Origin of the sequence: Brevundimonas sp. (genome assembly GCF_016463295.1) — a bacterium.
Taxonomy (GTDB): Bacteria; Pseudomonadota; Alphaproteobacteria; order Caulobacterales; family Caulobacteraceae; genus Brevundimonas.
This window is the reverse complement of record NZ_JAEMRO010000019.1, coordinates 1-23,363: the sequence shown is the minus strand read 5'-3', so window position 1 is coordinate 23,363 and position 23,363 is coordinate 1. Positions and strand designations below refer to the sequence as shown.

Sequence of the window (23,363 nt, the reverse complement as noted above, 5' to 3'; positions counted from 1 at the left end):
CGGCTTGGAGTGCCATTATGCTCCCGAAATGCTCCTCGCCGATCTAGACGATAGCGATGATGTCCGCCGAGGCCGATGCCATCTTAACGGATTGGTCGTCCTGGGGGAAGAGATGCCCATAACGGTTCCAGGTCGTGTTCACGTCGGCATGGCCAGCGTAGACTTGAACGGCCTTCAGATTGAAGTCCGCAGCGATCCACGAGGAGATCGCGTAGTGACGCAGAGCGTGCCACGTGAAGCGCGTGTTGCCGTCATCTTCGTCGTCCTCGTCGGAATCGGGGTCAATTTCGCCGGCGGCAAGCCAACCCAAGCTGGCGGTGACCTTGTTCAACTGCTTGAGCAGCGATCCACGATAGATGTAGCCGCCCTTGTCGTTGGGAAAGACAAGGGTCTTGGTGTTGGCACAGGCCATCGTTTTTCGCTTCAGAAGTCGCGCAGCCAACTCGGCCCCGATGGGGATCGTACGGTATCCGGCCTTGCTCTTGGGCGGACCTTCGGTGTCATTGATCTCCAGCGCGACTTTCACACGGACGGTCAACTTCTCAAAGTCGATGTGACGATAGCGCAGGCAACGAAGTTCGCCGGCCCGCAGCCCGGTGCAAGCCGAGAACAGAATGATCTCAGCAAGTTCGGGCGGGGCCGCCCGTAGCACTTCCGTGATCGCCGCTTTGGACGGCGGCGTCACCCGGGCTTCCTTCTGCTTGGCCGGCGCATCGACAGGCACCTTATTGGCTGCGTTAGTTGCGACCAGATCGCGCAGGCGTGCCCATTCCAACGCTGATCCGAGCGTTATGATATGCGCGCGGACCGCCTTGTAACCCAGACCGGTCGCGAAGAGGGCGTCACGGAAGCGAATGACCGTAGACGGTTTGATTTTGGTCAGCTTGTAGTGACCAAGCGCGTCACCGAAGGGCTTCACCGCACGCCCCCGCGTTGATCCCTGAAAATCAGGAGCGCGAGCGATGTAGTTCCGGAAATGGGCACGCTGGTTACGAAGATGCCCTTGTCCGATCGCGTCACGTGCAGCGCGTTGTTCCTCGTGCTGGAGATAGATGACGCTCAGTTCAGTGAGCGACATGCGATCACCTGCTGGGCGGCTAGTGCCGTCGTTCACGGCCTGCTGTTTTTCCAGCAAGAACAACTCCGCTTCAGCGCGGGTTTTGAACGTAGACTTCTTCCGCCGCTTCCCTTCCTCGGTCCAACTGACTTCCCAGGACACTCCGGTCCGGCTGCCATCAACCTTGCGTGCGCCGCCTTTCTCGCCCGACCATTTCCGCTTTCTGATGCTTGCCATCAGGGCACCTGCTTCGACAGCGCGGCTGCCAAGAGCGCGTCGGCCAGTTCGATGCTGACCTCGATCGCGGATACTGCGGGGATGTCGTGAGGCAGTTGGGCCATTGCGACAGAGAAGTCTTGACCCTCTTCCAGCTTGCCGACGGCAAGGGCGCGGGCGGCGGAGAAGGCATCCGGATAGTTGTCGTACAGGCGCCAAACGAAAATGTTCGGAGCAGCGAGGGAGACGGCCCACGGACGCCCGATACCGGGGTTGCGAGAAACCGTGACGGCAGGTGAGGGGTGATTGGGCATTAGCGGTTCACCTCCGCTTCTTGGCTCTGAATCCAGGCCTCGATGGTCGACGTGCGGGCGCAGATCATCGTGCCCATCTTGAAATGCGGAAGCCCGTTACGTTCCACGAGGTAGTAGACTTCGCGACGACGGCGCTTCGTCCCGAAGATGAACTCGGCGATTGCGGCGGCCCCCTTCAGCACATCCAGCGGTCGGTTATGTACACGGCGGGCAGGGTTAGAGTGATAATGCATGGTTCGTTCCTCGTATGATCTGACGGGGTGTCAGAGACGAGGGTGGGGGCAGCAATGTCTGGGCCAACCTTAACCAAGATAGACATAATTTTTTTCAGCCTTAACAACCTGTTAAGGCCACGACTACTTTGATTAGATGAGGAGTCATCTTTGGCGTTAAGCAAACCCTTACAAACATTGGATTCGGGGCGTCACACGGCAATCCATGGGATGATGGCCATGCTGCCTCAAATTTTTTGTCCGCGTCGGACCCCAGTTGGGTCAAGCCGCCACTGATTTGGGACCGGACTGGCAAATGCCGGAAATTATAGGCTCGGAATATCGCTCCCGAAACGTGACTGAGCCATGGTGGGACACTCGAAACTAGAACGAGACGGCGTCACCGGTGTCTTTGCTACAGCCGGCCTTGATGGCTATTGATCAGGCATAGGGGGCCGCGCTTGTCTGATTCCACATTTTTCAGCACCGACTACCTCGATGAGGCGATCAAGGAGACAACAGCCTACCGCTCGGTGGACGTAGCTGGCCTGCGCGTCAGGCTGGACGAGATCGCAGTCGCCTTCCCTCAGAACGCCCGCACCAACGAGAGCCAGACCGAGGACGACTTCATCTGGCCGGTGCTGACAGCCCTCGGCTGGACCGACTCGCTACGCCAGCAGAACCTGACGGTCACGGGCCGGGATGACGTTCCCGACGGCTTGCTGTTCGCCGAGGCCCAGGCCACCGCCAACGCCCAGGACGATATGTGGCGTCGGGATGCTCACGGCCTCGAGGTGGTTGAGAGCAAGCGCTGGGACCGCCCGCTGTATCGGGCTTCCGGCCGCGACGAGAGCCGCGACGACATCCGATACATCTACTCGACCTTCCCCATCGTCGAGCGCGAAGGGATCGCAAAGTGGGGCGCTTATCGCCGCCGCGATCTGGCCCTGGCGTGGCTCAACACCCGGATGGCGGGCCAGCCCGACGCCGAGATCGCCGGATGACGCCGTTCACTGGTCGAGTGCCGCCCGCCTTGCCCAAGCCAGAACCTGCGCCGGCCCCTGCCGCAGCGCCTGCCTCAGCCAACCGATCGCCGGTCCGCAGACGGGGCAACACCCTGGAGCGGTGGGAGATCGCGCTGATCAAGGCCATGATCGCCGATGGGCGATGGCCAAACGATCAGGACATCCTGGCCTACTTCACCCGCCCGACCCGGTCGGTGAACCACCGTGCCATCGCCGAAATCCGTACGAAAAAGAAGCATACTGCCGTCAAGCCGGCGGCCGCCGAGGACCTGGACGCCTTCCTGGCCTGTTGGCCCGACGTTGATCCCGAGACGGGGCTCAGCCTCCAGGGCGACGAACTGCTGATCAAAGCGCGCGAGGCCATGATCGCAGCGGTTCACATCTTCAACAGCGCGGGTCTTACGTTCCGCACCGAACTTTTCATCGTCACGGCCGTGATCGCCTGGACGTACTTGCTGCACGCCTGGTTCAAGCGCGAGGGTATCGACTACCGACATACCAAGACGGAAGCGGGCCAGAGGGTCGTCCTCAAGACGCCGAACGGAGCCGACAAATACTGGGAACTGGCCCAGTGTCTGAAGCACCCGCGATGCCCGGTCGAGCGCGGGGCCGCAGACAATCTGCTTTTCCTGCTCGACCTGCGCCACGAGATCGAGCATCGCTCGACAAGCCGACTCGACGACGCTGTTAGCGCCAAACTCCAGGCCTGCTGCATTAACTTCAATGATGTCATCAAGAGCCAGTTCGGGGCTCAGTACGCTCTTGAACGACGTCTGCCGATCGCGCTTCAGTTCGTCACCTTCAGCCCGGACCAGCGTGCGCTGCTCAAGAAGGCCGGCAACTTGCCCCGCCATGTCGAGACGATGATGGAGGGCTTCGAGCAGAAGCTGACGCCTGAGCAGCAGGACGATCCGCGCTTCGCCTATCGCGTCTTCATGATCCGCAAGACGGCGAACCGCGCCCCCGGCGCCGACCTTGCCGTCGAACTCGTGCCACCCGGCTCCGACGTCGAAGAGAAGTTCAGCATGGCGCTGAAGGAGGTCGAGAAGCGCAAGTATCTACCTACCGAAGTCGTGGCGAAGGTCCGGGCTGAAGGCTGGAACCGCTTCACATTGGATAGCCACACGCGGCTGTGGCAGCGGCTCGGCGCTAAGGACCCAGCGAAGGGCTATGGGGCCGTCGTCGTCGGTAAGCAGTGGTGCTGGTACGACCCGTGGATCAATCGGGTCTTCGAAGAATGCCAACAGAATCCAGATCGCTATCGTGCCACGCCAAGACCACCAGCAGGCGAAGTCTAGACAGGGTTGGTCGGGCAGTTCTGCGCGGCCCAAGAGCGAGCCATCCCGGCGAACAAGCCATCTTCACCGGACTTGTCCGGGTCGCCCGGCCGTGGCCAGAAGATAAAGGCGGTGTTCTTGCCGAGCCAATCATCGACGGCGGCTCGGACCATGGCGCTGCCAGAATCGTTGACATGTTCGGCAGGGTGGTGACCGAGCAACATTGCGACGCCCAGTCGAAGGTCGGAATCCATCAGCTCCCCACGGAGATGGAGGTCAGCCGCTTCGGCAAGGTCATTGACCTGGGCGATACCCAACAGCGGCGTCCCCTCCGGCAGACAGATCGTCTCGGTGTTGAAGGGGCTCTGGATGGTGACTTCAACGACCAACACGACGGCGAATGCTCCTGGCCCCGGCGGGGTCAAGGCGACGTCAGCCTGCAAGCAATCGGTGTGAAGCAGGGTGACTGAGGTCTGGCTTTTCACTGATTGCCCCATCGCCTAGCGGACCGGGCCGTTGGTGAAGCGACGGTCAAGCCAGTCGGCGACCTTCTCCAGATCGTCGGCCACGCCGCCACCGGCGGCAGCCTTCTGCCGGACCTGAGCCAAGATTTCCTCGCGCTCGACGTAATCGACGACCTTGGCGTAATCGCCGCGCAGGCCTGCCGGTCCGAACTTTGCCCGGGCTTTCAGCGCGATCAGATCGAGGTTGGACTTCAAGCGGTTGGCTTTGTCCGAGATCACGCGACAGTTGCCAACGACGTACCCCTTGTTGGGGTTGATGCGATCCAGCGAAGGGGATTCGGGGAGCCGACCTTCCCCGATGACCAAACGGACATCCAACACGGGACAGAAGATCGGGATGATGACCGCCTGAAGAGGAAGGTCGAAAGCGATGCGCAGCTTTTCCGCGCGCTTCTTCGCGCGGTGGCGCACCGCCCATTCCGGCTGTTCGCGACTGCGACGGCGCAAATAGTCGCGCATATATGCTGCGTTGCAGCCTGCGCACGCTTGCCGGTTTTTGGGCGTTCCGTGATCCGGACAAATCGCCGGAAGAAGGGTATCACCGTACATCAGCACATCCTCTATCGATGATGCTATATGACATCGATAGCCTTAACGGTCAACAATGCCCGCAAAGAAGAGTGACATTCAGCTTGGCGTCCTTGTCACGCCGGCCCAACTACGAGCAGCGAGAGGCCTCCTAAACTGGTCGGTTGCGGAACTGGCCGAGCGAGCCGGCTTGGCTCTTGGCACCGTACGGAAGGCGGAGAACGCGCGAGATTTTATGTCTGTTTACAGGCCGAACGCCGAGTTGCTGCGATCGACCCTCGAAGGTGCCGGCGTAGCCTTCATTGATGCTGACGACATGGGTGTCGGCGCACGCCTTATCGATCCAAACTTCGAACCGACGGGTTTCAGGCGTTCCTGAGCAGACAGGCCTAATCCTCAGATCCCCCATGCGCCAGATAATGGGGCCAGTTACAACGTCCACGCACGTGCTGCGACCAAGCGTTCATTGTTGTTACCTAAAGGCGTGCTATGGAGCCGCATGGTTCGAGTTGCGAACAGGCATGTTTTCATCGCGGTGCTCTTTGCGCTGTTCGTCGCCGTGTTCGTTCTGATCCCGACCGTCGATGCTGCGGCCTGCGCAGTGGAACTGGAACCCGCTCATGCGGCGGCGTCAGTCGCAGACGACGGTGGCGATCTGCCGTCTGATCCCGACGACCATGCCATCTGTTCGCACGGCCACTGTCACCACAGCGGCACCGCGATGCCTTCACAGCCCCAAACTGTCGCTGTGACGGCGGCTGTCGCGCCGAGTCTGCTGCGCCCGGCCGACGAGCCGTTGGCGTCTCGCGCGCCCAGCGGTCTCGAACGCCCTCCCAGAGCCTGACGATGCCCTGCGCCTTTTGGCGCGCGTCAATCGTCTGGAACTGCTGGGATATGGAACATGCCACCCCTAAAATTTGCTCGGTCGCGTCTCGCGATCGGCTGCGCCGTGGTCGCGATGGCGACAGCGGTCACCGGCCCTGCCTGGGCCGATCCCGCGCCCTCGTTCGAGGCGCTGCTTGAACGCATAGGCCTGACACCGACGACCCTGGAGGCCGGCGCTCTGCTCGACGCGGCCGAGGCGAGGGTCCGTCAGGCTTGGGTTCGCCCCAACCCGGAACTGGGGCTGGAAGCGGAGAACGCGTTCGGCAGCGGACCCTTCTCCGGCTACGACAACGCCGAAACGACCCTGTCCTTGTCCCAGGACCTGGAACTTTGGGGACGGCGCGGCGCGCGGGTCGAGGTCGCGCGGGCCGAGGCCGGCACGGCGGGACTAAGGCGTGACCTGGCGACCGTCGAGGCGGGTGCGAGGCTGGCCCTGGTCTATGCCGAGGCGGAAGCCGCCCAGCGGCGGTTCCTGCTGGCCGAGGAGGCCCTCACGGTCACCATCGCCGACACCCGCGCGGCGTTGATCCTGGTCGAGGAAGGGCGCGAGCCCCTGCTGCGCGGCATCCAGGGCGAGAGCGAAGCCGCCGCTGCGCGCGCGACCCTGGACGAGGCCGAGGCGGAACGGGACGCGGCGTTCGCGCGGCTGACCGCCGTGGCGATGCTGCCGACCCCGGTCACCTCGATCGACAACAGCCTGATCGACCGGGTGCCCGCCGCAGCGGACGTGATGCCCGGCGCGACGCCGCAGGTTCGCGTGGCCGAGGCCGAGCGTGCAGCGGCCGAGAGCCGGATCGAGGTCGAACGCATCCGCGCCCGGCCCGACGTCCGCGCCTCGGTCGGGGTGCGTCGCTACGAGGCCGAGGACGCGACCGCACTGACGTTCGGGCTCAGCGTCCCTCTGCCGCTGTTCGACCGGAACCGGGGCAATATCGAAGCCGCACAGGCGGACTTCCGCGCTGCCGAGGCCCGTCTAATGGGCGCGCGTCAGGAAGCCGAGGCGGATCGCAACGCCGCGCAAGCACGTCTCAGAGCGTCCGTCAGCCGCGTCACCGCCAGTGACGCCGGCGTCACGGCCGCCGAGGAAGCCTATCGCCTCTCGCGGATCGGGTTCGAGGCGGGGCGCATCTCGCAACTGGAACTGCGGTCTTCTCGCACAGCCCTCATCGCCGCCCGCAACGCCGCCGTGGACGCCCGCCTCGCGCGGGTCCGAGCCGAAATCGACCTCGCGCGCCTGCAAGGCCGCGCCCCGTTTGGAACATCGCTATGAAACGCACACCACAGATCAACAAGACCTGGCTGATGGCCGGGGTCGCCGCCGCCGTCGTCCTGGGCGGCGCGGGGCTCTATGCCATGACGCGCTCACCCGCCGAGGCTCCGGCGGCGGAGGGTGAGGCCGGACACTCCGAAGAGGAAGGCGAGCACGCCGAGGGCGAGGAAGCGGGCGGCGAAGAAGGCGTCGTCGTTTTGACGGCGGCCCAGATAACCGCCGCCAACATCGCGATCGTCGCCGTAACCGGCGGCGGCGGCGGCGAAACCCGACTGTCGGGCCGGGTTGAACCGATGATCGACGCCAGGGCTGCCGTCGCGGCGTCCGTCGGCGGACGGGTCGAGCGGGTTCTAGTCGCGCCGGGCCAATCCGTGCGCGCCGGGCAGTCGCTGGCCATCCTCGTCAGCGGCGACGCCGCCAGCCTTCGCGCTGACGCAGACGCGGCCCAGGCCAACGCCATCGCCGCCGAACAGGCGCACAGTCGCGAAGAGAGTCTGGCCGATCAGGGCGTCGTGGCTCGCCGCGATGCCGAGGTCGCCCATGCCCAGGCGCTCAGCGCCCAGGCGGCGGCCCGCGCCGCCCGCGCGCGCGCCTCAGCCGCCGGATCGCCCAACGCCTCCGGTCGGCTGAGCGTGACCAGCCCGATCTCGGGCGTGGTCACCAGCGTCCAGGTCGGGCCGGGCGGTTTCGCCGCCCAGGGCGGGGTGATCGCCGAGGTCACCAACCCCGCGCGGGTCGAGATCGTCTTCAACGCCCCGCCGGCGCTCGCCGCCCAGGTTCGCGCGGGCAGCGCGGTCCGGGTGCAGGGACCAGCCGGAGAGTTCGACGCCGTCGTCACCGGCGTCGCAGCCGGAGCCGGTGCCGAGAGCGGAGGGACCGTAATACGCGCCCGGCCGTCCGGGGGCAGTCTGCCGCCGGCCGGATCGGCGGTGTCAGGCACGGTAGTGACGGGGGGCGTCGTCAGCGGCCTAACCGTGCCATCAGACGCGATCCAGACGGTGGAAGGCGCGAGCGTCGTGTTCGTGCGAACCGCCGAAGGTTTCCGCGCAGTCCCGGTCCTTGCGGGTCGGCAGGCGGGAGGTCGCACTGAAATCCTGAGCGGCCTAACCGGGGCCGAACGCATCGCCGGGGCCAACGCCTTCCTCCTGAAAGCCGAACTCGCCAAGGGCGAGGCCGAGCACGGTCACTAGGGGCGACGATCATGTTCACAGCTATCATCCAAGCGTCGGTCCGGTTCCGCTGGTTCGTCATCATCGCCGTCAGCCTTGTCGCGGCCCTGGGTCTGTTCGAACTGACCAAGTTGCCGATCGACGCGGTCCCCGACATCACCAACCGTCAGGTGCAGATCACCACGGTCGCCCCCGCCTTGGCGCCCGAACAGATCGAGCGTCAGGTCACCTACCCGCTGGAGACCGCCCTGGCCGGCATCCCCGGCCTGACCAGCACGCGGTCGCTGTCCCGCAACGGTTTCAGCCAGATCACCGCGATCTTCACCGACCAGACCGACATCTATTTCGCCCGCCAGCAGGTCGCCGAACGCCTCGCCGCCGCGTCCGAGGGCTTGCCGGAAGGCGTGGAGCCGGGCCTGTCGCCCATCACCACCGGCCTTGGTGAAGTGCTGATGTGGACGGTCGATTACGTCCCCTTCAACAGCGAGACCCTGTCCACGCCCGGCCAGCCCGGCTGGCAGGCCGGACGTGTCTATCTGACGCCGGAAGGAGAGCGGCTGACCACGCCGGAACAACAGGCGACCTATCTGCGCACGGTCCAGGACTGGATCATCGCGCCGCAGATGCGCACCACCTCCGGCCTCGCCGGGGTCGATACCGTGGGAGGCTACGTCAAGGAATACGCTGTCCGGCCTAATGCCTCGCAGCTTGCCGCCTATGGCCTCGGGCTGGACGATCTGGTGGAGGCGGTCGAGCGAGCCAACACCCAGGCGGGTGCAGGCTACATCCAACGAGCGGGCGAGGCCCTGGTCGTGCGCACCGACGCCCTGGCCCTGACGATCGACGATCTGGCCCAGGCCCCGGTCGTCAATCGTGGCGGTCTGGTCGTCCGGGTCGCCGACGTAGCCACGGTCGAGATCGGTCAGGCCCCGCGCCTGGGCGGCGCCAGCCGAGACGGGCACGAAGCGGTTCTCGGCACGGCCCTGATGATCGCGGGCGGCAACAGCCGGACCGTGGCCCAGGCCGCCGCCGAACGGCTGGCAGAGGTGGACGATAGCCTACCGCCGGGCATCGTCGCCCTGCCGGTGCTGAACCGCAGCGAACTGGTCAACTCGACCATCTCGACCGTGGCCCGGAACCTGACCGAGGGCGCGCTTCTGGTCGTGGTCGTGCTGTTCCTGCTGCTCGGCAACATTCGCGCCGCGACGATCACAGCCCTGATGATCCCGCTGTCCTTCCTGTTCGCCGTCATCGGCATGAACCGGTTCGGCATAAGCGGAAACCTGATGAGCCTCGGCGCCCTCGACTTCGGCCTGATGGTCGATGGGGCGGTCGTCGTGATCGAGAACACCCTGTTGATGCTGACCCAGCGTCGGGCGGCGGTCGGGCGGATGCTCACCCGGCATGAGCGTCTGGAAGTCGCGGTCCAGTCGGCGCGCCAGATGGTCAAGCCCGCCGCCTTCGGCCAGCTTATAATCCTGCTGGTATTCGCGCCGCTGCTGATGCTGGAAGGGGTCGAGGGCAAGACGTTCCAGCCGATGGGCGCGACCGTCATGCTAGCCCTGGTCGGAGCCTTCATCTTCTCCTTCACCTTCGTGCCCGCCATGACGGCGTTGCTCGTGCGCGATCCCAAGACGGTCCACGTCGATGCGGACGGTCAGGCGGTCGAACACGAAACCTGGATTCTGCGATTCGCCCGTCGGTTCGTTCAGCCGGCGATCAAGGCGGCGGTCGCGCGGCCCAAGGTCGTTCTGATCTCGGCAGTCGCCACGCTGGCAATCGGCGCGGTCTCCTTCATGTCCCTGGGTCGCGAGTTTATCCCGACGCTCGATGAAGGCGACATCGCCATGCAGGCGCTGCGCGTGCCCTCGGCCTCGCTGGAGCAGTCCCTGGCCATGCAGATGGCTCTGGAGCGCGCCATCAAGGCCCAGCCCGAGGTCGAGACCATGTTCTCTCGCACCGGCACGGCCGAGGCGGCCGTGGACCCGATGCCGCCGAACATCTCCGACAGCGTCATCGTGCTGAAGGACCGCAAAGACTGGCCCGAACCGGGCCTTGAGAAAGAGGAACTGATCGAACGACTGGAGGAGGTCGCGGGTCAGCAGATTGGCAACAATTTCGAGTTCAGCCAGCCGATCGAACTGCGGTTCAACGAACTGATCTCGGGCGTCCGCACCGATCTCGCCGTCATGGTCTACGGCGACGATTTCGATACGCTCCAGCGCGTCGCCGATCAGGTGGCGGCCTCTCTACGCGAGACGACCGGCTCTGCGGACGTGCGGGTGGAACAGGCTTCCGGCCTGCCCACCCTGACCGTCAGCGTCGATCGCACCGCCGCCGCCAGTTACGGTCTGTCCGCCGCCGACGTCAGTGAAGCGGTGTCGGCCGGGATCGGCGGCGCCGAGGCCGGACGCATCTTCGAGGGCGACCGACGCTTCGACGTCGTCGTCCGCCTGCCCGACGACGCCCGCAATGATCCGGCGGCGCTGGCCGCCCTGCCTATCGTGTCGGACACCGGCGTCATCGTGCCGCTGTCGTCGGTGGCGCGCATCCAGACCGGCGAAGGTCCGAACCAGATCAGCCGCGAAAACGGCAGCCGCCGCATGGTGGTCCAGGCCAATGTGCGCGGCCGCGATCTGGGTGGCTTCGTCACAGACGCCCAAAGCCAGGTCGCGGAGATCGAACTGCCCGCCGGCGTCTATCTGGACTGGGGCGGCCAGTTCGAGAACCTGAAACGGGCGGAACAACGCTTCGGCCTCGTCATCCCGGTCGTCTTCGTCCTGATCGGCGTGCTGCTGTTCCTGGCGCTGGGCTCGTTCGCGGAGGCCGGTCTGGTCTTCGCCTGCGTGCCCCTGGCCCTGGTCGGCGGTGCGCTGGCGCTGCTGCTGCGCGGAATGCCGTTCTCGGTCTCTGCGGCGGTCGGCTTCATCGCCGTCTCCGGCGTGGCGACCCTGAACGGTCTCGTGCTGATGCAGGCGATTCGGGAACGGCTGACGGCGGGTCTGACGCCCCACGACGCCGCCATCGAAGGCGCTTCCAGCCGCCTGCGGGCTGTGCTGACCACCGCCCTGGTCGCCATCGTCGGCTTCATCCCGATGGCGCTGGCCCACGGCGCGGGGGCGGAGGTGCAGAAACCCCTGGCTACCGTCGTGATCGGGGGCCTGTTGACGGCGACCATCCTGACGCTGCTTGTGCTGCCGACGTTCGCGGCCAGGGCAGTCAAGCACCGGGCTCCGGAAGGAATGGAAGATTGACGGCTCGACCCTCGGGAGATCATCAGCAGCGACGGACACTGCTGGTGGTCCTCATCCTCAACGCGCTGCTCTTCGTGGGGCTTGGCGCGGGCGGCATCCTCGCCGACTCCAGCGCCCTTCTGGCCAACGCCGTAGATAACGGGGCGGACTCGGTCGTCTATCTGATCAGCTTTCTCGCGGTTGGCCGCGCCCTGTCCTGGAAGAAGGGCGCGGCGCGTCTATCCGGCATTCTGCTGCTGCTGTTCGCTGTCGGGGTGCTGATAGACGTTGGGCGGCGGTGGTGGGTCGGGGCCGAACCGGTCGGCTGGACGATGATGGGACTCGCGCTCGTGGCTGCGGTCGTGAACCTGATCTGCCTAATGCTGTTGAAACGCGTCAGGTCCGACGACGTCAACATGGATGCTGCGGAGACGTTTAGCCTTAACGATTTCGCCGCCAATGGCGGCATTCTCGTTGCTGGCGGGCTCGTGTGGTGGCTTGGCCAGGCTTGGCCGGACCTAGTTATCGGATTGATGGTAGCCGGCCTGGCGATCAAGGGCGGCATAGAAATCTTGCGGAATGCCGGAGGCGAAGGCGGTACAGTGCCGTGAAGCGGGAACTCTCAGAACGACGTGCGGTCTCAATGAGGCCTGCTACGGCTTTGGGGTCCCACCACGGCTCCTCGATTAGATGGCGGTCCGTGGCGCGGCACTGACACAGTTTGAAATTAGGCGTTGAGGGGTGTGCCACCCGGAGACACGACCTCCAGACCAACTCTGGAGATGTCCCAATGCGGCACAGAACTGATTTCGTCTCGATCCCCTTCGCCAAACTGGCTGTCCGTCGCCGATGTGTGGACGGCTCCGTCCAGTTCGTCGGCACCATCGATGGCCGCGACTGTGTTCACTCTCCCACTTTCGAAGGCGCCGTCCAGTCGTTGCTGCGCCGCTCCTGTCACGCCACCGTCCACTAGACCGGCATTCTAATAACGGTGATGAAACAAGGTCGGAGTTCGCCTTAGACTCGAGTCCAACCGTTCAGATATAGTGTACCGGACGCGGTCAATAATTAGGCTGGACTCCGCGTTATCGATATAGGAGCGCTCAAATCAGAATACGGACTCATGACGGCGTTTTTTGACTCGATTTGCGAAAGACGAGTCGATCAAGTGGTCGTATTTGGTCACTCGGCACTATTTTGGTAAGAGTCGCCATAGGCGCAGGAGGCAGTTGATGAACAAGGCAGAACGCGCCGCTCTCCTTCAGGAACTGAAGCGCACCACCGGCCAGATCAACGCGGACGGCAGCCCGTTCATCGACGACGGGGAAATCGCCGATCCGAAGGTGTTGTCCCGGTTCTCCCAACCCTCTCGCGAGAAGATCAAGGCGCTCGCCGAGCGTATGGCGCGCAAGCCGCCGACTGACCAGGTCAAGAACTAATCCGCCCTGATAGCGAGGTGCGCGTCACATGACGTATCTCCCGCTGGGCCATGGTCTTCGCCAGCACTTCCAGGGCTCGCAGGTCAAACCGGGCGGACAGGAAGTGTTCGTTGGGACCCGATCGCTGCACGGAGGAGAAGTTGCCGCCGTGATCAGGATCGACGGCTGTCCGACCGAGGCCGGGGCAGCCTGGTTGGGTGGGCAGATTCACGCCGATCTGATCGCCCACATGCGGTATGTGAACCAGGACGAGGTGCCGTTCGAAGCTGTCACGCACGAATACGGTGTCCCGGCGGGTGCCGTCGATTGGAGCGTGGCCGTCTACGTCATTTTGGGCTCGGTCGAGCAGGCTCAAGCTATGGTCCGCTTCCTGACGTCCCGGGACTGTAACCCGCGAGCCCGAAGGTGGCTTATAGCGGCGTTGGCAATGGCCGCCCCTCACACCTGATAAGATAGACGAACAGCGCAGCCTGGCGTCTGGTCAAAGTCGGGTGCCTGCGCCGCGCCGTCGACTATGAGGGATGACAAAGCGGCAGGCGTAGGAGAGGGCATTGAAGGAGTTTGTCATGAACCGGATTCTACCCGTTGCAGTCGCCTCGGCCATGATTCTCAGCGCATCTCCGGCGCTGGCTCATGCCCGACTGGTGTCCGCTACCCCCGGCAATGGTGCCACCGTGACCGCTCCCCGGACAATCAGCCTGACCTTCAGCGAGCGGTTCGCCGCGCCTTTTTCGACCGTTGAGGTCGAGGACAGTCGGGGGCGAGTGGTCGGCATGAGCAAGACGGTGTCAGAAGACGGCAAGACTCTGGGTGGCACGTTTGGCGCGCCGCTGACGGCCGGGGTCTATCGAGTGACCTGGGCTATCGCGGCGGCCGACGGCCATCGGATGACCGGGACCTATAGCTTCACCGTCCGCTGACGTGCCGATCGATCTGACTGTCGTCGGTCTTCGCTGGCTTCAGTTTGCTGCGGCGGTCTTGGCTCTCGGCCTGCCGCTGTTCCACGGCTTTGGCTTGAGCGAACCCGGTCCGCCATCAGTCAGACGCGCGGCTGTCATCGCTGGCCTCGTCCTTGCGGTCACGGCCATGGGCGGTCTTTTAGCCCAGACGGCGATGATGGCGGGGGGCTGGACGGCAGGCGTGGACCCGGCAGCCCTCGGCTATGTCGTCCAGTCCACAAGCCTCGGCATTGCCCATGTGGTGCGGGCGGGACTGGCTATGCTGGGAGTCGCCACCCTGGTCGCGTGGCGTCGTAAGTCAGGAGAGTTGATCGCGATCCTCGCCTTTGCTGGGGCCGTCGCCAGTTTCGCCTGGAGCGGCCATGGTGCCGCCAGCGAAGGCTCCCTCGGCCTGTTGCATCTGGCCGCCGACATAGCCCACGCGCTTGCCGCCTGCGTCTGGATCGGCGCACTGGCCGGCTTTTGCCTGCTGCTGATCCGCCCTTCTACGAGAGAGGTCGGCGCAACGGCGCGGTCCTTGGCAGGGTTCGCGTCGATCGGGACGGTCACGGTCGCCGTCCTTGTCATAACCGGTCTGATCAATGCGGCCTTCCTGATTGGTGCGGAGGGTCTCGTCCATATTTCAAGTTCAACCTGGGGGCTTTTGCTGATCGCAAAGCTGGTTCTGTTCGCCGTGATGGTGGGACTGGCGGCGCACAACCGGTTCAACCTGACGCCCGCGCTGTCGCGCGCCGTCGAGGCGCAGACCGACGCCGACGACGCGGTGCGGCGACTGCGGACCAGCATAGGTCTGGAGATGCTGGCGGGGTTTGCCCTGCTGGGATTGGTCGCGGCGATGGGCGTGCAGATGCCGCCCGCCTCGATGTGAGGCTCAGGCCGGCGCGCGCGACGACCAGTGGATGTGGCGGATGCGCCAGCCCTCGGCCTGGCGGTGCAGGATCATGGTCTCGGCGGTCAGACGATCAACGGGCCGACCATTGAACGCGCCACTGGTGCGGCCCTCTGTCAGAACCCAGGCGATGTCGCCCTCCACCCAGGCCACGCGGCGGGTGATCTCGGCCTCGGCGGCGGCGGCATAGGCCATGTCGGCGGGTAGGTGATGGCCGGCGTATTCGTCGCGCGACCGCTCGACGCCGCCTTCTTCCAACACCATGACGTCTCCAGTGAGGAGGGCGAGGACCGCCTCACTCTCACCGGAACTCAGGGCGGCATGAAAGGCGTCCACGACTGCGATCGCCGGAGCCGCAGCTTCATTGACGACCTGTGCGGACGCAGGCGCGAGAGCCGGCTCATGGGCCAATGCGGTCGATGCCGAAACGGCCAGAACAGCGGCGAGAATCAGGCGCTTCATCGATGGCTCCTTGAAAGTCTGGATCAGGACTATGCTCCGTTTACGCCGAAGACCAACCGGCCCCTCGCGAGGGGGCTATCGGACCGGTGCGTAGAGGGGCGAGACGCATGGAGACGATCGGTATGACAGACCTGGATACTTTGATCGCACAAACGCCATCGTCGCGCGCCGAGGCTCTGGACGGCCTGGAGGATGGCGTCTGGAACCGGGTCGCGCAGACGCAGGCACGGTCGCGCGAACGGAAGCTGCGGGTCGCGGCCCTGTGCGTTGCGGCGGGCATCGGCGGCGTCGCCGGCGGCGTGTCCGCCCCGGCGGTCGACCAGGGTCGAAGCGAACTCACCGTATTCAGCCCCCGTATGGCGGCGGCGCCGCTGGATATGCGGAGCGTCCTGGGATGAGCGGCCTGAAGTCCACGCTCGTCACCGCTGTCCTGGCCGCTGTCGTGGGAGCCACCGCCGCCTGGGGGGCGATGACCTGGTCGGCGCAACAGGATCAGCCCGCCGATCTGCATCATATCGTGCATGAGCGGCTGGACCTGACCCCGGACCAGGACCGTCGGCTGGACCAGGTCGAGGCCGCTTTCGCTGCGCAGCGCGGCCCGTTGGAAGCCGAAGTGCGCGCGGCGAACCAGGAACTATCCGCCGCCATCGCCCAGAGCCGGGGCGACACGCCCGAGGTGCAGGCCGCCGTAGAGCATTTCCACGGTGCCATGGGCGAACTCCAGATGGCGACCATCCGCCATGTGTTCGAGATGCGCGCGGTGCTGACGCCCGAACAGGCGGAAGAATTCGATCGTGCCGTGGTCGAGACGCTGCGCGCCGACGCCGACTGACGCGAGCGTGGGGGCCGGCGACACCGATGAAGCCCTTGCCGCCCAGGGAGACCGGGCGGCCTTCTCGCGCCTGATGACGGCGACGAAGGGCGACCTGCATCGCTTCACCACCCGCTATGTCGGTGATCCGGACGAGGCGCTGGACCTGACCCAGGAGACCTACGCCGCTGCCTGGGTGTCGATCCGGCGATACGATCCCGGCCGACCGTTCGGCGCCTGGCTGCGCACCATCGCCCTGAACAAATGCCGCGACTGGAGCCGACGTCGCCGCGTGCGTCGGCTGGTTCGGGGTGTCATGGGCCTCGACGCGCCCGAAGCCATGGCGGTCGGCGATCCGGAGCCCGGCGCCGAGGACCGGATGGACGACCGGCGACGGGTCGAGCGGCTGACCCGCGCCTTGGGTGAACTGCCCGACAGTCAACGTGCGCCGCTGCTCCTCGCGGTTCTGGAAGCCCGCTCCCATGCCGAGATCGGCCAGATACTGCGCCTGTCGTCCAAGGCGGTCGAGCTGCGGATCGCCCGCGCCCGCAAGGCCTTGCTGGATCGCCTCGGCCCATCCGGATAAGCCCCTGCGACCAGCCGCCGCGAGGGGCGCGCGCGGTTCTGGCGTAAGCCAGTCAGACAGATGGGCCAAGACTGACGCATGAGATCGATCCAGACAGACCGCCGCGCCCTGCTGCGCGGCTTCGCGGGCGGCACGGGGCTGCTCGCCGCGCAAGGACTTCTGCCCGCCTGGGCCCAGAGCGGATCAACGGGGTTGCGCGCCGATCTGCCGACCCTTCAAGGGCCGAACGTTCGGCTCAGCGTCGGCCATTCGCCGTTCACGGTCGGCGGTCGCTCCGGCCACGCCATCACGGTCAACGGGACCCTGCCTGCGCCGCTGATCCGCCTGCGCGAAGGCGAGACGGCTCGGCTGTCGGTGACCAACACCCTGGACGAGGACACCTCTATCCACTGGCATGGCGTGCTGCTTCCCTTTCACATGGACGGCGTGCCGGGCGTCAGCTTTCCCGGCATCAGGCCCGGTGAGACCTTCGACTACGAGTTCCCGGTCATTCAGTCGGGCACCTTCTGGTATCACAGCCATTCCAATCTTCAGGAGGCGATGGGCCACTACGGGCCGCTGATCATCGACCCGGCCGGTGCCGATCCGGTGGCTTATGACCGCGAGCACGTGATCGTCCTGTCGGACTGGAGCTTCCTGCATCCCCACGAGATTCTGGACCGGCTGAAGAAGAGCCCCGGCTATTTCAACCAGTCGCGCACGACCCTGTCGGGCCTGATCTCCGGTGAGGACGGCATGTCGCTCGCCGACCGCCAGATGTGGGGTCAGATGCGGATGGACCCCCGCGACATCGCCGACGTCAACGGAACGACCTACACTTATCTGGTCAACGGGCATGGGCCCGCCGAGAACTGGACCGGCCTGTTCCGGCCCGGCGAGCGGGTGCGGCTGAGGGTCATCAACGCCTCGGCCATGTCGATCTTCAACGTGCGCATTCCGGGCCTGCAGATGACGGTGGTCAATGCCGACGGCGAGAACGTGCGACCCGTCGAGACCGACGAGTTCCAGATTTCCGTGGCCGAGACCTATGACGTGGTCGTCCGACCGACGGAGGACCGCGCCTACACCCTGGTCGCCGAGTCGGTGGATCGCTCCGGCATGGCGCGGGCGACGCTGGCGCCCCGTCTGGGGATGACGGCAGAGGTTCCTCCGCTGCGCGAGGTGCCGACCCTGACGATGCGCGACATGGGCATGGGCGGGATGGCCGGGATGGACCATTCGGCGATGGGACACGGCGGCGTGGATCATTCTGCCATGGGACACGAAGCCCCCGCCTCCGCGCCGATGGATCACGCCGCCATGGGTCACGGCAGCATGGATCACGACATGCGCAACCCGGACAACGCGCCCGCCGACATGGCCGTCGGCGTCGGGGTCGACATGATTTCATCGGACCCGGCCAACCGCCTGAGCGAACGGCCCATGGGACTGGAGGACGCGCCCCACCGGGTGCTGGTCTACACGGACCTTGTTTCGCTGGCCGCCAACAAAGACCAGAGGCCGCCCTCCCGCGCGCTGGAAATCCACCTGACCGGAAACATGGAACGGTTCATGTGGGGGTTCGACGGACGCAAATTCTCCGAGATCGTCGAGCCGATCCGCTTCGAGCGGGACGAGCGGGTGCGAGTGACCCTGGTCAACGACACCATGATGGCCCACCCCATCCACCTGCACGGCCACTTCTTCGAGCTGGTGACGGGCGGACCCGCTGGGCATCAGCCGTTGAAGCACACGGTCAATGTCGCACCGGGGTCCAAGGTGACCTTCGACCTGACGGCCGATGCGCCCGGCGACTGGGCCTTCCACTGCCACATGCTGATGCACATGCATGCGGGGATGTTCAACGTCGTCACCGTCCGCCCTCTGGATGGAGCGGCCTCATGATCCGGATGATGACCGCGCTGGTCCCCCTGATGCTGGCCGCAGGAGCCGCCGCCGCACAGGATCACAGCCATCATCCGGCGGTCCCGCAGCAGTCGGCTCAGGCTCCTGCGGCCGACCCGCATGCGGGACACGCCATGCCCCCGTTGGCGCAGAGCGCGGACCCGCACGCCGGGCACGACATGGGCGCGCCGTCTCAGGCCGCTGATCCTCACGCCGGTCATACGATGCCCGCCCAGGGCGATCCCCACGCAGGTCACGACATGGGCGGCCACGCGGCGAGCGGGCCGCCCGACGTCCCGACCAGCGCCGATGACGCGGGCCGGCCTCGGCAACCGCCCTTGCCGCCCGCCGCCCTGTCCGGCCCGGCCCATGCAGCCGACGCGATCTGGGGCGCGGACCGGATGACCGGAGCCCGCGAAGGCTTGAGGCGCGAGAATGGCGACGTGCGCGCCACCGCCGTCATCGTCGATCGCCTGGAAGTCGGCTTCGGCGATGGCGAAGAGAGCTGGACCTGGGACGTTGCGGGCTGGACCGGCGGCGACATCAACCGCCTATGGTGGAAGTCCGAGGCCGAGGGCGACTTCGACGGCGAGATCGAAGGCGAGGTTCAGGCGCTTTACAGCCGCGCGATCTCGCCCTTCTGGGACGTGCAGGCGGGCGTGCGTCAGGACTTCGGCGAGAGCGACGAGAATCCGACCCATCTGGTGCTCGGACTTCAGGGGCTGGCCCCCTACTGGTGGGAGGTCGACGCCGCAGCCTTTGTGTCCAGCGAAGGCGACCTGACGGCGCGGGTCGAGGCCGAATACGATCAGCGGATCACTCAGAAGCTAATCCTTCAACCGCGCGTCGAGGTCGAGGCCTCGGCTGCTGACATCCCCGAACTGGGGCTGGGATCGGGTCTGACACACATCGAGGCCGGTCTGCGCCTGCGCTATGAAATCGCCAAGGAGTTTGCGCCCTATGTCGGGATCGAATGGAGCCGCGAACTCGGCGACACCGCCGACTTCACGCGCGCCGCAGGCGGCGAGCCCGAACACACCCGTTTTGTCATCGGCCTGAAGGCCTGGTTCTAGGAGAGTTGTCCATGCGCAAGATCATCCCCGCCGTCGCCATGACCTTGGCCCTGGTGGTCCCCACATTGGCCCAGGCCGCAGCCGCTTGTTGCTGCTGCGGAAATGAGGGCCAGGACGCGCACGCAGGTCATAGCCAGGCCGCGCCTGCCGATAATGCCGCGCACGGCGTCGTCACCAGCCCGGCGGATGGCGCGATGACCAACGGCTCTCCCGACTGGTTCACCGCGACCTTCCCACACGCAATGACGCTAAAGGCCGTCACTGTGACCGCCGAGGGTCAGGCCGCCGTTGAAGTCCCCGTCGCGGCCGCCGCTGCGACGACGCGCGTGTCCGCCGATCTGCCGACCCTGGCGCCCGGCAACTACGTCCTGAACTGGACCGCTGAAGGCGCGGACGGTCACGAGATGGCGGGCGTCGTTCGTTTCATGGTCCATTGATGACAGTCCGAATGAACCGTCGCCTGTTGCTGGGCGGCGCTATCGCTCTTGCCTCGACCGGCACGGCGGTGGCGCAGGTGCGGCGCATGACGGCCTACAAGACCCCGTGGTGCGGATGCTGCGACGGCTGGGTGACCCATATGCGCGGCGCGGGCTGGACCGTTGATGTCGTCGAGCGCGAGGACCTCTCCCCGATTCGGGCTCGCTACGGCGTGCCGGACCGCTATGCCGGATGCCACACCGCCGTGGTCGGCGCCTATGCCATCGAAGGCCATGTGCCCGCTGCAGATGTCGACCGCCTGCTGCGCGAGCGGCCGACGGCCGTGGCGCTGGCCGCGCCCGGCATGCCCGCCGGATCGCCCGGCATGGAAGCGGCAGGTCGCCAGCCCTATGTCACCCTGCTGATCAACCGGGCCGGAGAGGCGACCGTCTTCGGCCGCCACAACGGGGCCTGAGCCTCAGGCGGCTTCGCCCTGGAAGGCCTCGATGATTGGGCAAGGGCCGCTGTCCGTCGACGCGCAGGCGTTAGCCAACCGCCTCAGCGCCGCTCTCGCGTCTTCCAGATCGGCGATCGTTCGATCCAACGCGGCCATACGCTCGGCCGCCAGCACGCGGGCGCGCGCCCGATCCTCGCCCGCGTCCAGCGACAGAAGTTCTTTGATCTGCTCAAGGGTGAACCCAGCCGTCTGAGCCGAGCGGATGAACTTCAGCCGGCGCACGTCCTCCTCGCCATAGCGGCGGATGCCGGCGCCCACGCCGTCGCGCGACCAGCGATCCGGCGTCGGCAGTAGCCCGCGCCGCTGATAAAAGCGGATCGTCTCCACGCCAACGCCACCCTCTCGCGCCAGGCCTGCTATCGTCCGCACACTCATGCTTGACTCCGTATCATGCTACGGAACTTAAGGAGTGCGCCTCGGATTTGAAGATCACGGAGGCTGCAATGACCAAGACCGCCATCATCCACCGCATGGTGATGCCCGACCACACCTGCCCCTGGGGGCTCAAGGCCCGTCATCTGCTGAAAAGCCGGGGCTACACGGTTGAGGATCACTGGCTGACGACACGCGAGCAGACCGATGCCTTCAAGGCCGAGCACGGGGTGAAGACTACGCCGCAGGTGTTCATCGACGGACAGCGGATCGGCGGTCACGACGACCTGCGTCGCTACCTGGGCTTGAAGGTCCGCGACCCCAAGGCGACGACCTATACGCCTGTGCTGGTCGTGTTTCTGACGACCGCCGTCATGGCCGCGATGCTCAGCCTTGTCGTCTATGGCACGCCGCTGACCGTGCAGGCGGGCGAGTGGTTCATCGCCTTGTCGATGATGGTGCTTGGAATGCTGAAACTTCAGAACGTCGAGAGTTTCTCGTCGATGTTCCTGAACTACGATCTGCTGGCGAAGCGGTGGGTCCCCTACGGCAAGGTCTACCCCTTCGCGGAATTCGGGGCGGGCGCGCTGATGGTGGCGGGCGTCCTGACTTGGCTGTCGGCACCGGTCGCCCTGATCATCGGGGGCATCGGCGCAGTTTCGGTGTTCAAGGCCGTCTATATCGACAAGCGGGAGCTCAAATGCGCCTGCGTCGGCGGCGACAGCAATGTGCCGCTCGGCTTCCTGTCCCTGACCGAGAACCTGATGATGATCGCGATGGCGGTGTGGATGCTGGCGATGGAGATCAGCCTGATCAGCGCGCCGATGCTCATGTGAAATCACGATCTGAGCGTCTGCTTCAGGCGAGCAGTCAAGGTCCGCAACTGGTGCTTTCCAGACACGCTGATCGCGATGGCTTTGTCTCCCCCCCCACTCGCGCGGCGGTTCAGGACGTCTGCTGCTCGCGCGGCCGCCAAGAGCCATAGAAGGGTGCAGAACCTAGCGGCGGCAGACAAACGGCGCGTCATCACCAACGCGCCGTTTACGGTCAGCCCCAGTCCGACAACAGCTTCGCCATGACCATTGACGGGTCTTCAGCGGTGGCCACTTCGACACCATCGACGAGGCCGATGAAGCGGTCGTTCGCGACACAGGGATCGACGACGATTGTGATGGTGCGCTCGCCCCTATGAATGATGATCTTGTAGTCTTGGCCTGTCATAGCCGTGCTCCGATGACAGAGGCGTTGTTGCCTCCGTCATGTCGGGCGCAAGACTCTTGCTACGGTTGGCCCACCGGCAAAGGGACCTGAATTTCAAACTGTGTCAGTGCCCGTGGCGCCCACAAGATGACGCCGGCGCCGACAAGGCATATGCACACCCCTAGAATGTCCCATCGATCTGGTCGCACACCTTCCGCGACCCACATCCAGATAACGGCTGCGGCGATATAGATGCCGCCGTAGGTCGCGTAGCTGCGGCCCGCGTGTTCGGAATCCACCAGTGTGAGGAGGGAGGCGAACACAGCCAGCGAGAGCACACCTGGCAGCACCCACCAGATGGACTTACCCATCTTCAGCCAGGCCCAGAACGCGACGCATCCTACGATCTCAGCGATTGCGGCCCCGACGAATGCAAGGATGGATAGCTTCATAGCGATTGTGACTTCTCACCAGCCACCCATCCAAAGGGGCGTATGCTTTCAGCTAGCACGAGCGTCACCAGGCGCGAAAAGGAGGTGTGGGGCCTCGTTGACACCCGATGCAGTTTTTGTTGGCGCACCTTACCAGTTTCACTGACACAGGTGTGTGTTTGGCTCGCACAGCATGTCAGACAAGGTGACACCTGCCTCTGCGGCTGCATCGTTGACGGTTGGTTTGGCCTGCAAATTTCGTGCGCAGATCGCTTCAGGCAGCGGTAACCTAGCGGGGCAAACTGGCAGTTTAGCCAATAGTCGATGGTCGCCGGGTTGGGTGAATGTGACTTGAAATCGTCGTGCTATTCGATGGCTTCGGCAAACAGTTGATGCTCCAAAATTGCTCTTCGGAAGCGCTGTGAACGATCCGGACCCAAACCGCAAAAGGTGGTAACTGATTGGTTTTAAGCGGAATTTTCCGGATGGATTTGGAATCATTGATAACCGGACAACACCGCTCGCCCCGGCGCTGTCAAGCTGCTGATTTTATTGGTAAAAATGGCGCGCCCGGAACGATTCGAACGTCCGACCCTCAGATTCGTAGTCTGAT

The 23,363-nt window shown here is 65.1% G+C and carries 28 protein-coding genes; 18 read left to right on the top strand and 10 right to left on the bottom strand.

Annotated elements, in window-relative coordinates; translation table 11 throughout:
* Positions 1-43: 43 nt before the first annotated feature.
* From JHC81_RS06430 to JHC81_RS06420, 3 genes are read right to left on the bottom strand one after another with little or no spacing between them, the layout of a single operon-like run.
* On the bottom strand, positions 44-1,294 hold the full coding sequence (locus tag JHC81_RS06430) for a site-specific integrase (protein WP_292172240.1): 1,251 nt from the start codon (positions 1,292-1,294) through the stop codon (positions 44-46).
* Complete coding sequence (locus JHC81_RS06425) at positions 1,294-1,587, bottom strand: hypothetical protein (RefSeq protein WP_292172239.1); 294 nt, start codon at positions 1,585-1,587, stop codon at positions 1,294-1,296. Before JHC81_RS06425 ends, JHC81_RS06430 begins: the two co-directional genes overlap by 1 nt.
* Positions 1,587-1,820: a hypothetical protein gene (locus JHC81_RS06420; protein ID WP_292172238.1), complete on the bottom strand. Its 234-nt coding sequence runs from the start codon at positions 1,818-1,820 to the stop codon at positions 1,587-1,589. The genes JHC81_RS06425 and JHC81_RS06420 overlap by 1 nt, the downstream gene beginning before the upstream one ends.
* Positions 1,821-2,260: 440 nt before the next feature.
* Here JHC81_RS06420 and JHC81_RS06415 point away from each other — a divergent pair, with 440 nt between their 5' ends.
* The gene (locus JHC81_RS06415; RefSeq protein ID WP_292172236.1) at positions 2,261-2,803 is read left to right on the top strand and encodes a hypothetical protein; all 543 of its coding nucleotides are present in this window, start codon (positions 2,261-2,263) and stop codon (positions 2,801-2,803) included.
* A 146-nt stretch (positions 2,804-2,949) separates the two neighbouring features.
* Positions 2,950-4,122: a DUF3644 domain-containing protein gene (locus JHC81_RS06410; RefSeq protein ID WP_292172235.1), complete on the top strand. Its 1,173-nt coding sequence runs from the start codon at positions 2,950-2,952 to the stop codon at positions 4,120-4,122.
* On the opposite strand, the gene JHC81_RS06405 is transcribed toward JHC81_RS06410, so the two are convergent.
* Positions 4,119-4,586 (bottom strand): hypothetical protein, encoded by a 468-nt coding sequence (locus JHC81_RS06405; RefSeq protein ID WP_292172233.1) that lies wholly within the window; start codon positions 4,584-4,586, stop codon positions 4,119-4,121. The two genes, JHC81_RS06410 and JHC81_RS06405, sit on opposite strands and share 4 nt — an antisense overlap.
* A 15-nt stretch (positions 4,587-4,601) precedes the next feature.
* Positions 4,602-5,084 carry a hypothetical protein gene (locus JHC81_RS06400; protein WP_292172231.1) on the bottom strand — a complete coding sequence of 161 codons (483 nt, stop codon included), beginning with the start codon at positions 5,082-5,084 and terminating at the stop codon, positions 4,602-4,604.
* 1,027 nt (positions 5,085-6,111) lie between these two features.
* Here JHC81_RS06400 and JHC81_RS06395 point away from each other — a divergent pair.
* The 4 genes from JHC81_RS06395 to JHC81_RS06380 are packed head-to-tail and all read left to right on the top strand — an operon-like array spanning position 6,112 to position 12,321.
* Positions 6,112-7,308 carry a TolC family protein gene (locus JHC81_RS06395; RefSeq protein WP_292172222.1) on the top strand — a complete coding sequence of 399 codons (1,197 nt, stop codon included), beginning with the start codon at positions 6,112-6,114 and terminating at the stop codon, positions 7,306-7,308.
* Entirely contained in the window at positions 7,305-8,498 is a 1,194-nt protein-coding gene (locus JHC81_RS06390; protein WP_292172219.1) for an efflux RND transporter periplasmic adaptor subunit, read from the top strand. Before JHC81_RS06395 ends, JHC81_RS06390 begins: the two co-directional genes overlap by 4 nt.
* Before the next feature lie 11 nt (positions 8,499-8,509).
* Entirely contained in the window at positions 8,510-11,731 is a 3,222-nt protein-coding gene (locus tag JHC81_RS06385) for a CusA/CzcA family heavy metal efflux RND transporter (protein WP_292172212.1), read from the top strand.
* 38 nt (positions 11,732-11,769) lie between these two features.
* Positions 11,770-12,321, top strand: a complete 552-nt coding sequence (locus JHC81_RS06380; RefSeq protein ID WP_292172256.1) for a cation transporter — start codon at positions 11,770-11,772, stop codon at positions 12,319-12,321.
* 116 nt (positions 12,322-12,437) lie between these two features.
* Here JHC81_RS06380 and JHC81_RS06375 read toward each other — a convergent pair whose 3' ends face one another.
* A complete protein-coding gene (locus JHC81_RS06375) occupies positions 12,438-12,617 on the bottom strand; it encodes a hypothetical protein (RefSeq protein WP_292172209.1) in 180 nt (59 codons plus the stop codon).
* Positions 12,618-12,942: 325 nt separating this feature from the next.
* On the opposite strand from JHC81_RS06375, the gene JHC81_RS06370 reads away from it, so the two are divergent.
* The 4 genes from JHC81_RS06370 to copD all read left to right on the top strand — a co-directional run bounded on the left by JHC81_RS06370 (position 12,943) and on the right by copD (position 14,976).
* Positions 12,943-13,149, top strand: a complete 207-nt coding sequence (locus JHC81_RS06370) for a hypothetical protein (RefSeq protein ID WP_292172200.1) — start codon at positions 12,943-12,945, stop codon at positions 13,147-13,149.
* A 28-nt stretch (positions 13,150-13,177) separates the two neighbouring features.
* Positions 13,178-13,597: a hypothetical protein gene (locus JHC81_RS06365; protein WP_292172197.1), complete on the top strand. Its 420-nt coding sequence runs from the start codon at positions 13,178-13,180 to the stop codon at positions 13,595-13,597.
* Between the two features lie 118 nt (positions 13,598-13,715).
* Positions 13,716-14,069 (top strand): copper homeostasis periplasmic binding protein CopC, encoded by a 354-nt coding sequence (gene copC / locus JHC81_RS06360; RefSeq protein WP_183213293.1) that lies wholly within the window; start codon positions 13,716-13,718, stop codon positions 14,067-14,069.
* Between the two features lies 1 nt (position 14,070).
* Positions 14,071-14,976, top strand: a complete 906-nt coding sequence (gene copD / locus JHC81_RS06355; protein WP_183213294.1) for a copper homeostasis membrane protein CopD — start codon at positions 14,071-14,073, stop codon at positions 14,974-14,976.
* A gap of 3 nt (positions 14,977-14,979) precedes the next feature.
* On the opposite strand, the gene JHC81_RS06350 is transcribed toward copD, so the two are convergent.
* Complete coding sequence (locus tag JHC81_RS06350; protein ID WP_183213295.1) at positions 14,980-15,459, bottom strand: nuclear transport factor 2 family protein; 480 nt, start codon at positions 15,457-15,459, stop codon at positions 14,980-14,982.
* Between the two features lie 107 nt (positions 15,460-15,566).
* On the opposite strand from JHC81_RS06350, the gene JHC81_RS06345 reads away from it, so the two are divergent.
* The 7 genes from JHC81_RS06345 (at position 15,567) to JHC81_RS06315 (ending at position 20,705) form a co-directional block, all read left to right on the top strand.
* A complete protein-coding gene (locus JHC81_RS06345) occupies positions 15,567-15,857 on the top strand; it encodes a hypothetical protein (protein WP_292172186.1) in 291 nt (96 codons plus the stop codon).
* A complete protein-coding gene (locus JHC81_RS06340) occupies positions 15,854-16,291 on the top strand; it encodes a periplasmic heavy metal sensor (RefSeq protein WP_183213297.1) in 438 nt (145 codons plus the stop codon). Before JHC81_RS06345 ends, JHC81_RS06340 begins: the two co-directional genes overlap by 4 nt.
* Positions 16,292-16,298: 7 nt before the next feature.
* Positions 16,299-16,856 carry an RNA polymerase sigma factor gene (locus JHC81_RS06335; protein WP_292172181.1) on the top strand — a complete coding sequence of 186 codons (558 nt, stop codon included), beginning with the start codon at positions 16,299-16,301 and terminating at the stop codon, positions 16,854-16,856.
* Positions 16,857-16,934: 78 nt separating this feature from the next.
* The gene (locus JHC81_RS06330; RefSeq protein WP_183213298.1) at positions 16,935-18,740 is read left to right on the top strand and encodes a copper resistance system multicopper oxidase; all 1,806 of its coding nucleotides are present in this window, start codon (positions 16,935-16,937) and stop codon (positions 18,738-18,740) included.
* Complete coding sequence (locus tag JHC81_RS06325; RefSeq protein WP_183213299.1) at positions 18,737-19,813, top strand: copper resistance protein B; 1,077 nt, start codon at positions 18,737-18,739, stop codon at positions 19,811-19,813. The genes JHC81_RS06330 and JHC81_RS06325 overlap by 4 nt, the downstream gene beginning before the upstream one ends.
* Positions 19,814-19,824: 11 nt before the next feature.
* Positions 19,825-20,250 (top strand): copper resistance protein CopC, encoded by a 426-nt coding sequence (locus tag JHC81_RS06320; RefSeq protein ID WP_292172177.1) that lies wholly within the window; start codon positions 19,825-19,827, stop codon positions 20,248-20,250.
* A gap of 11 nt (positions 20,251-20,261) precedes the next feature.
* Positions 20,262-20,705 carry a DUF411 domain-containing protein gene (locus JHC81_RS06315; protein WP_246347784.1) on the top strand — a complete coding sequence of 148 codons (444 nt, stop codon included), beginning with the start codon at positions 20,262-20,264 and terminating at the stop codon, positions 20,703-20,705.
* A 3-nt stretch (positions 20,706-20,708) separates the two neighbouring features.
* On the opposite strand, the gene JHC81_RS06310 is transcribed toward JHC81_RS06315, so the two are convergent.
* Positions 20,709-21,122, bottom strand: coding sequence for a MerR family transcriptional regulator (locus JHC81_RS06310; RefSeq protein WP_183213302.1), 414 nt, complete (start codon positions 21,120-21,122; stop codon positions 20,709-20,711).
* A gap of 68 nt (positions 21,123-21,190) precedes the next feature.
* Here JHC81_RS06310 and JHC81_RS06305 point away from each other — a divergent pair, with 68 nt between their 5' ends.
* A complete protein-coding gene (locus JHC81_RS06305; RefSeq protein WP_183213303.1) occupies positions 21,191-21,955 on the top strand; it encodes a MauE/DoxX family redox-associated membrane protein in 765 nt (254 codons plus the stop codon).
* 211 nt (positions 21,956-22,166) lie between these two features.
* Here JHC81_RS06305 and JHC81_RS06300 read toward each other — a convergent pair whose 3' ends face one another.
* Both JHC81_RS06300 and JHC81_RS06295 read right to left on the bottom strand, forming a co-directional pair.
* The gene (locus JHC81_RS06300; protein ID WP_183213304.1) at positions 22,167-22,340 is read right to left on the bottom strand and encodes a hypothetical protein; all 174 of its coding nucleotides are present in this window, start codon (positions 22,338-22,340) and stop codon (positions 22,167-22,169) included.
* 59 nt (positions 22,341-22,399) lie between these two features.
* Positions 22,400-22,771 (bottom strand): YnfA family protein, encoded by a 372-nt coding sequence (locus tag JHC81_RS06295; protein WP_292172165.1) that lies wholly within the window; start codon positions 22,769-22,771, stop codon positions 22,400-22,402.
* Between the last annotated feature and the right edge of the window lie 592 nt (positions 22,772-23,363).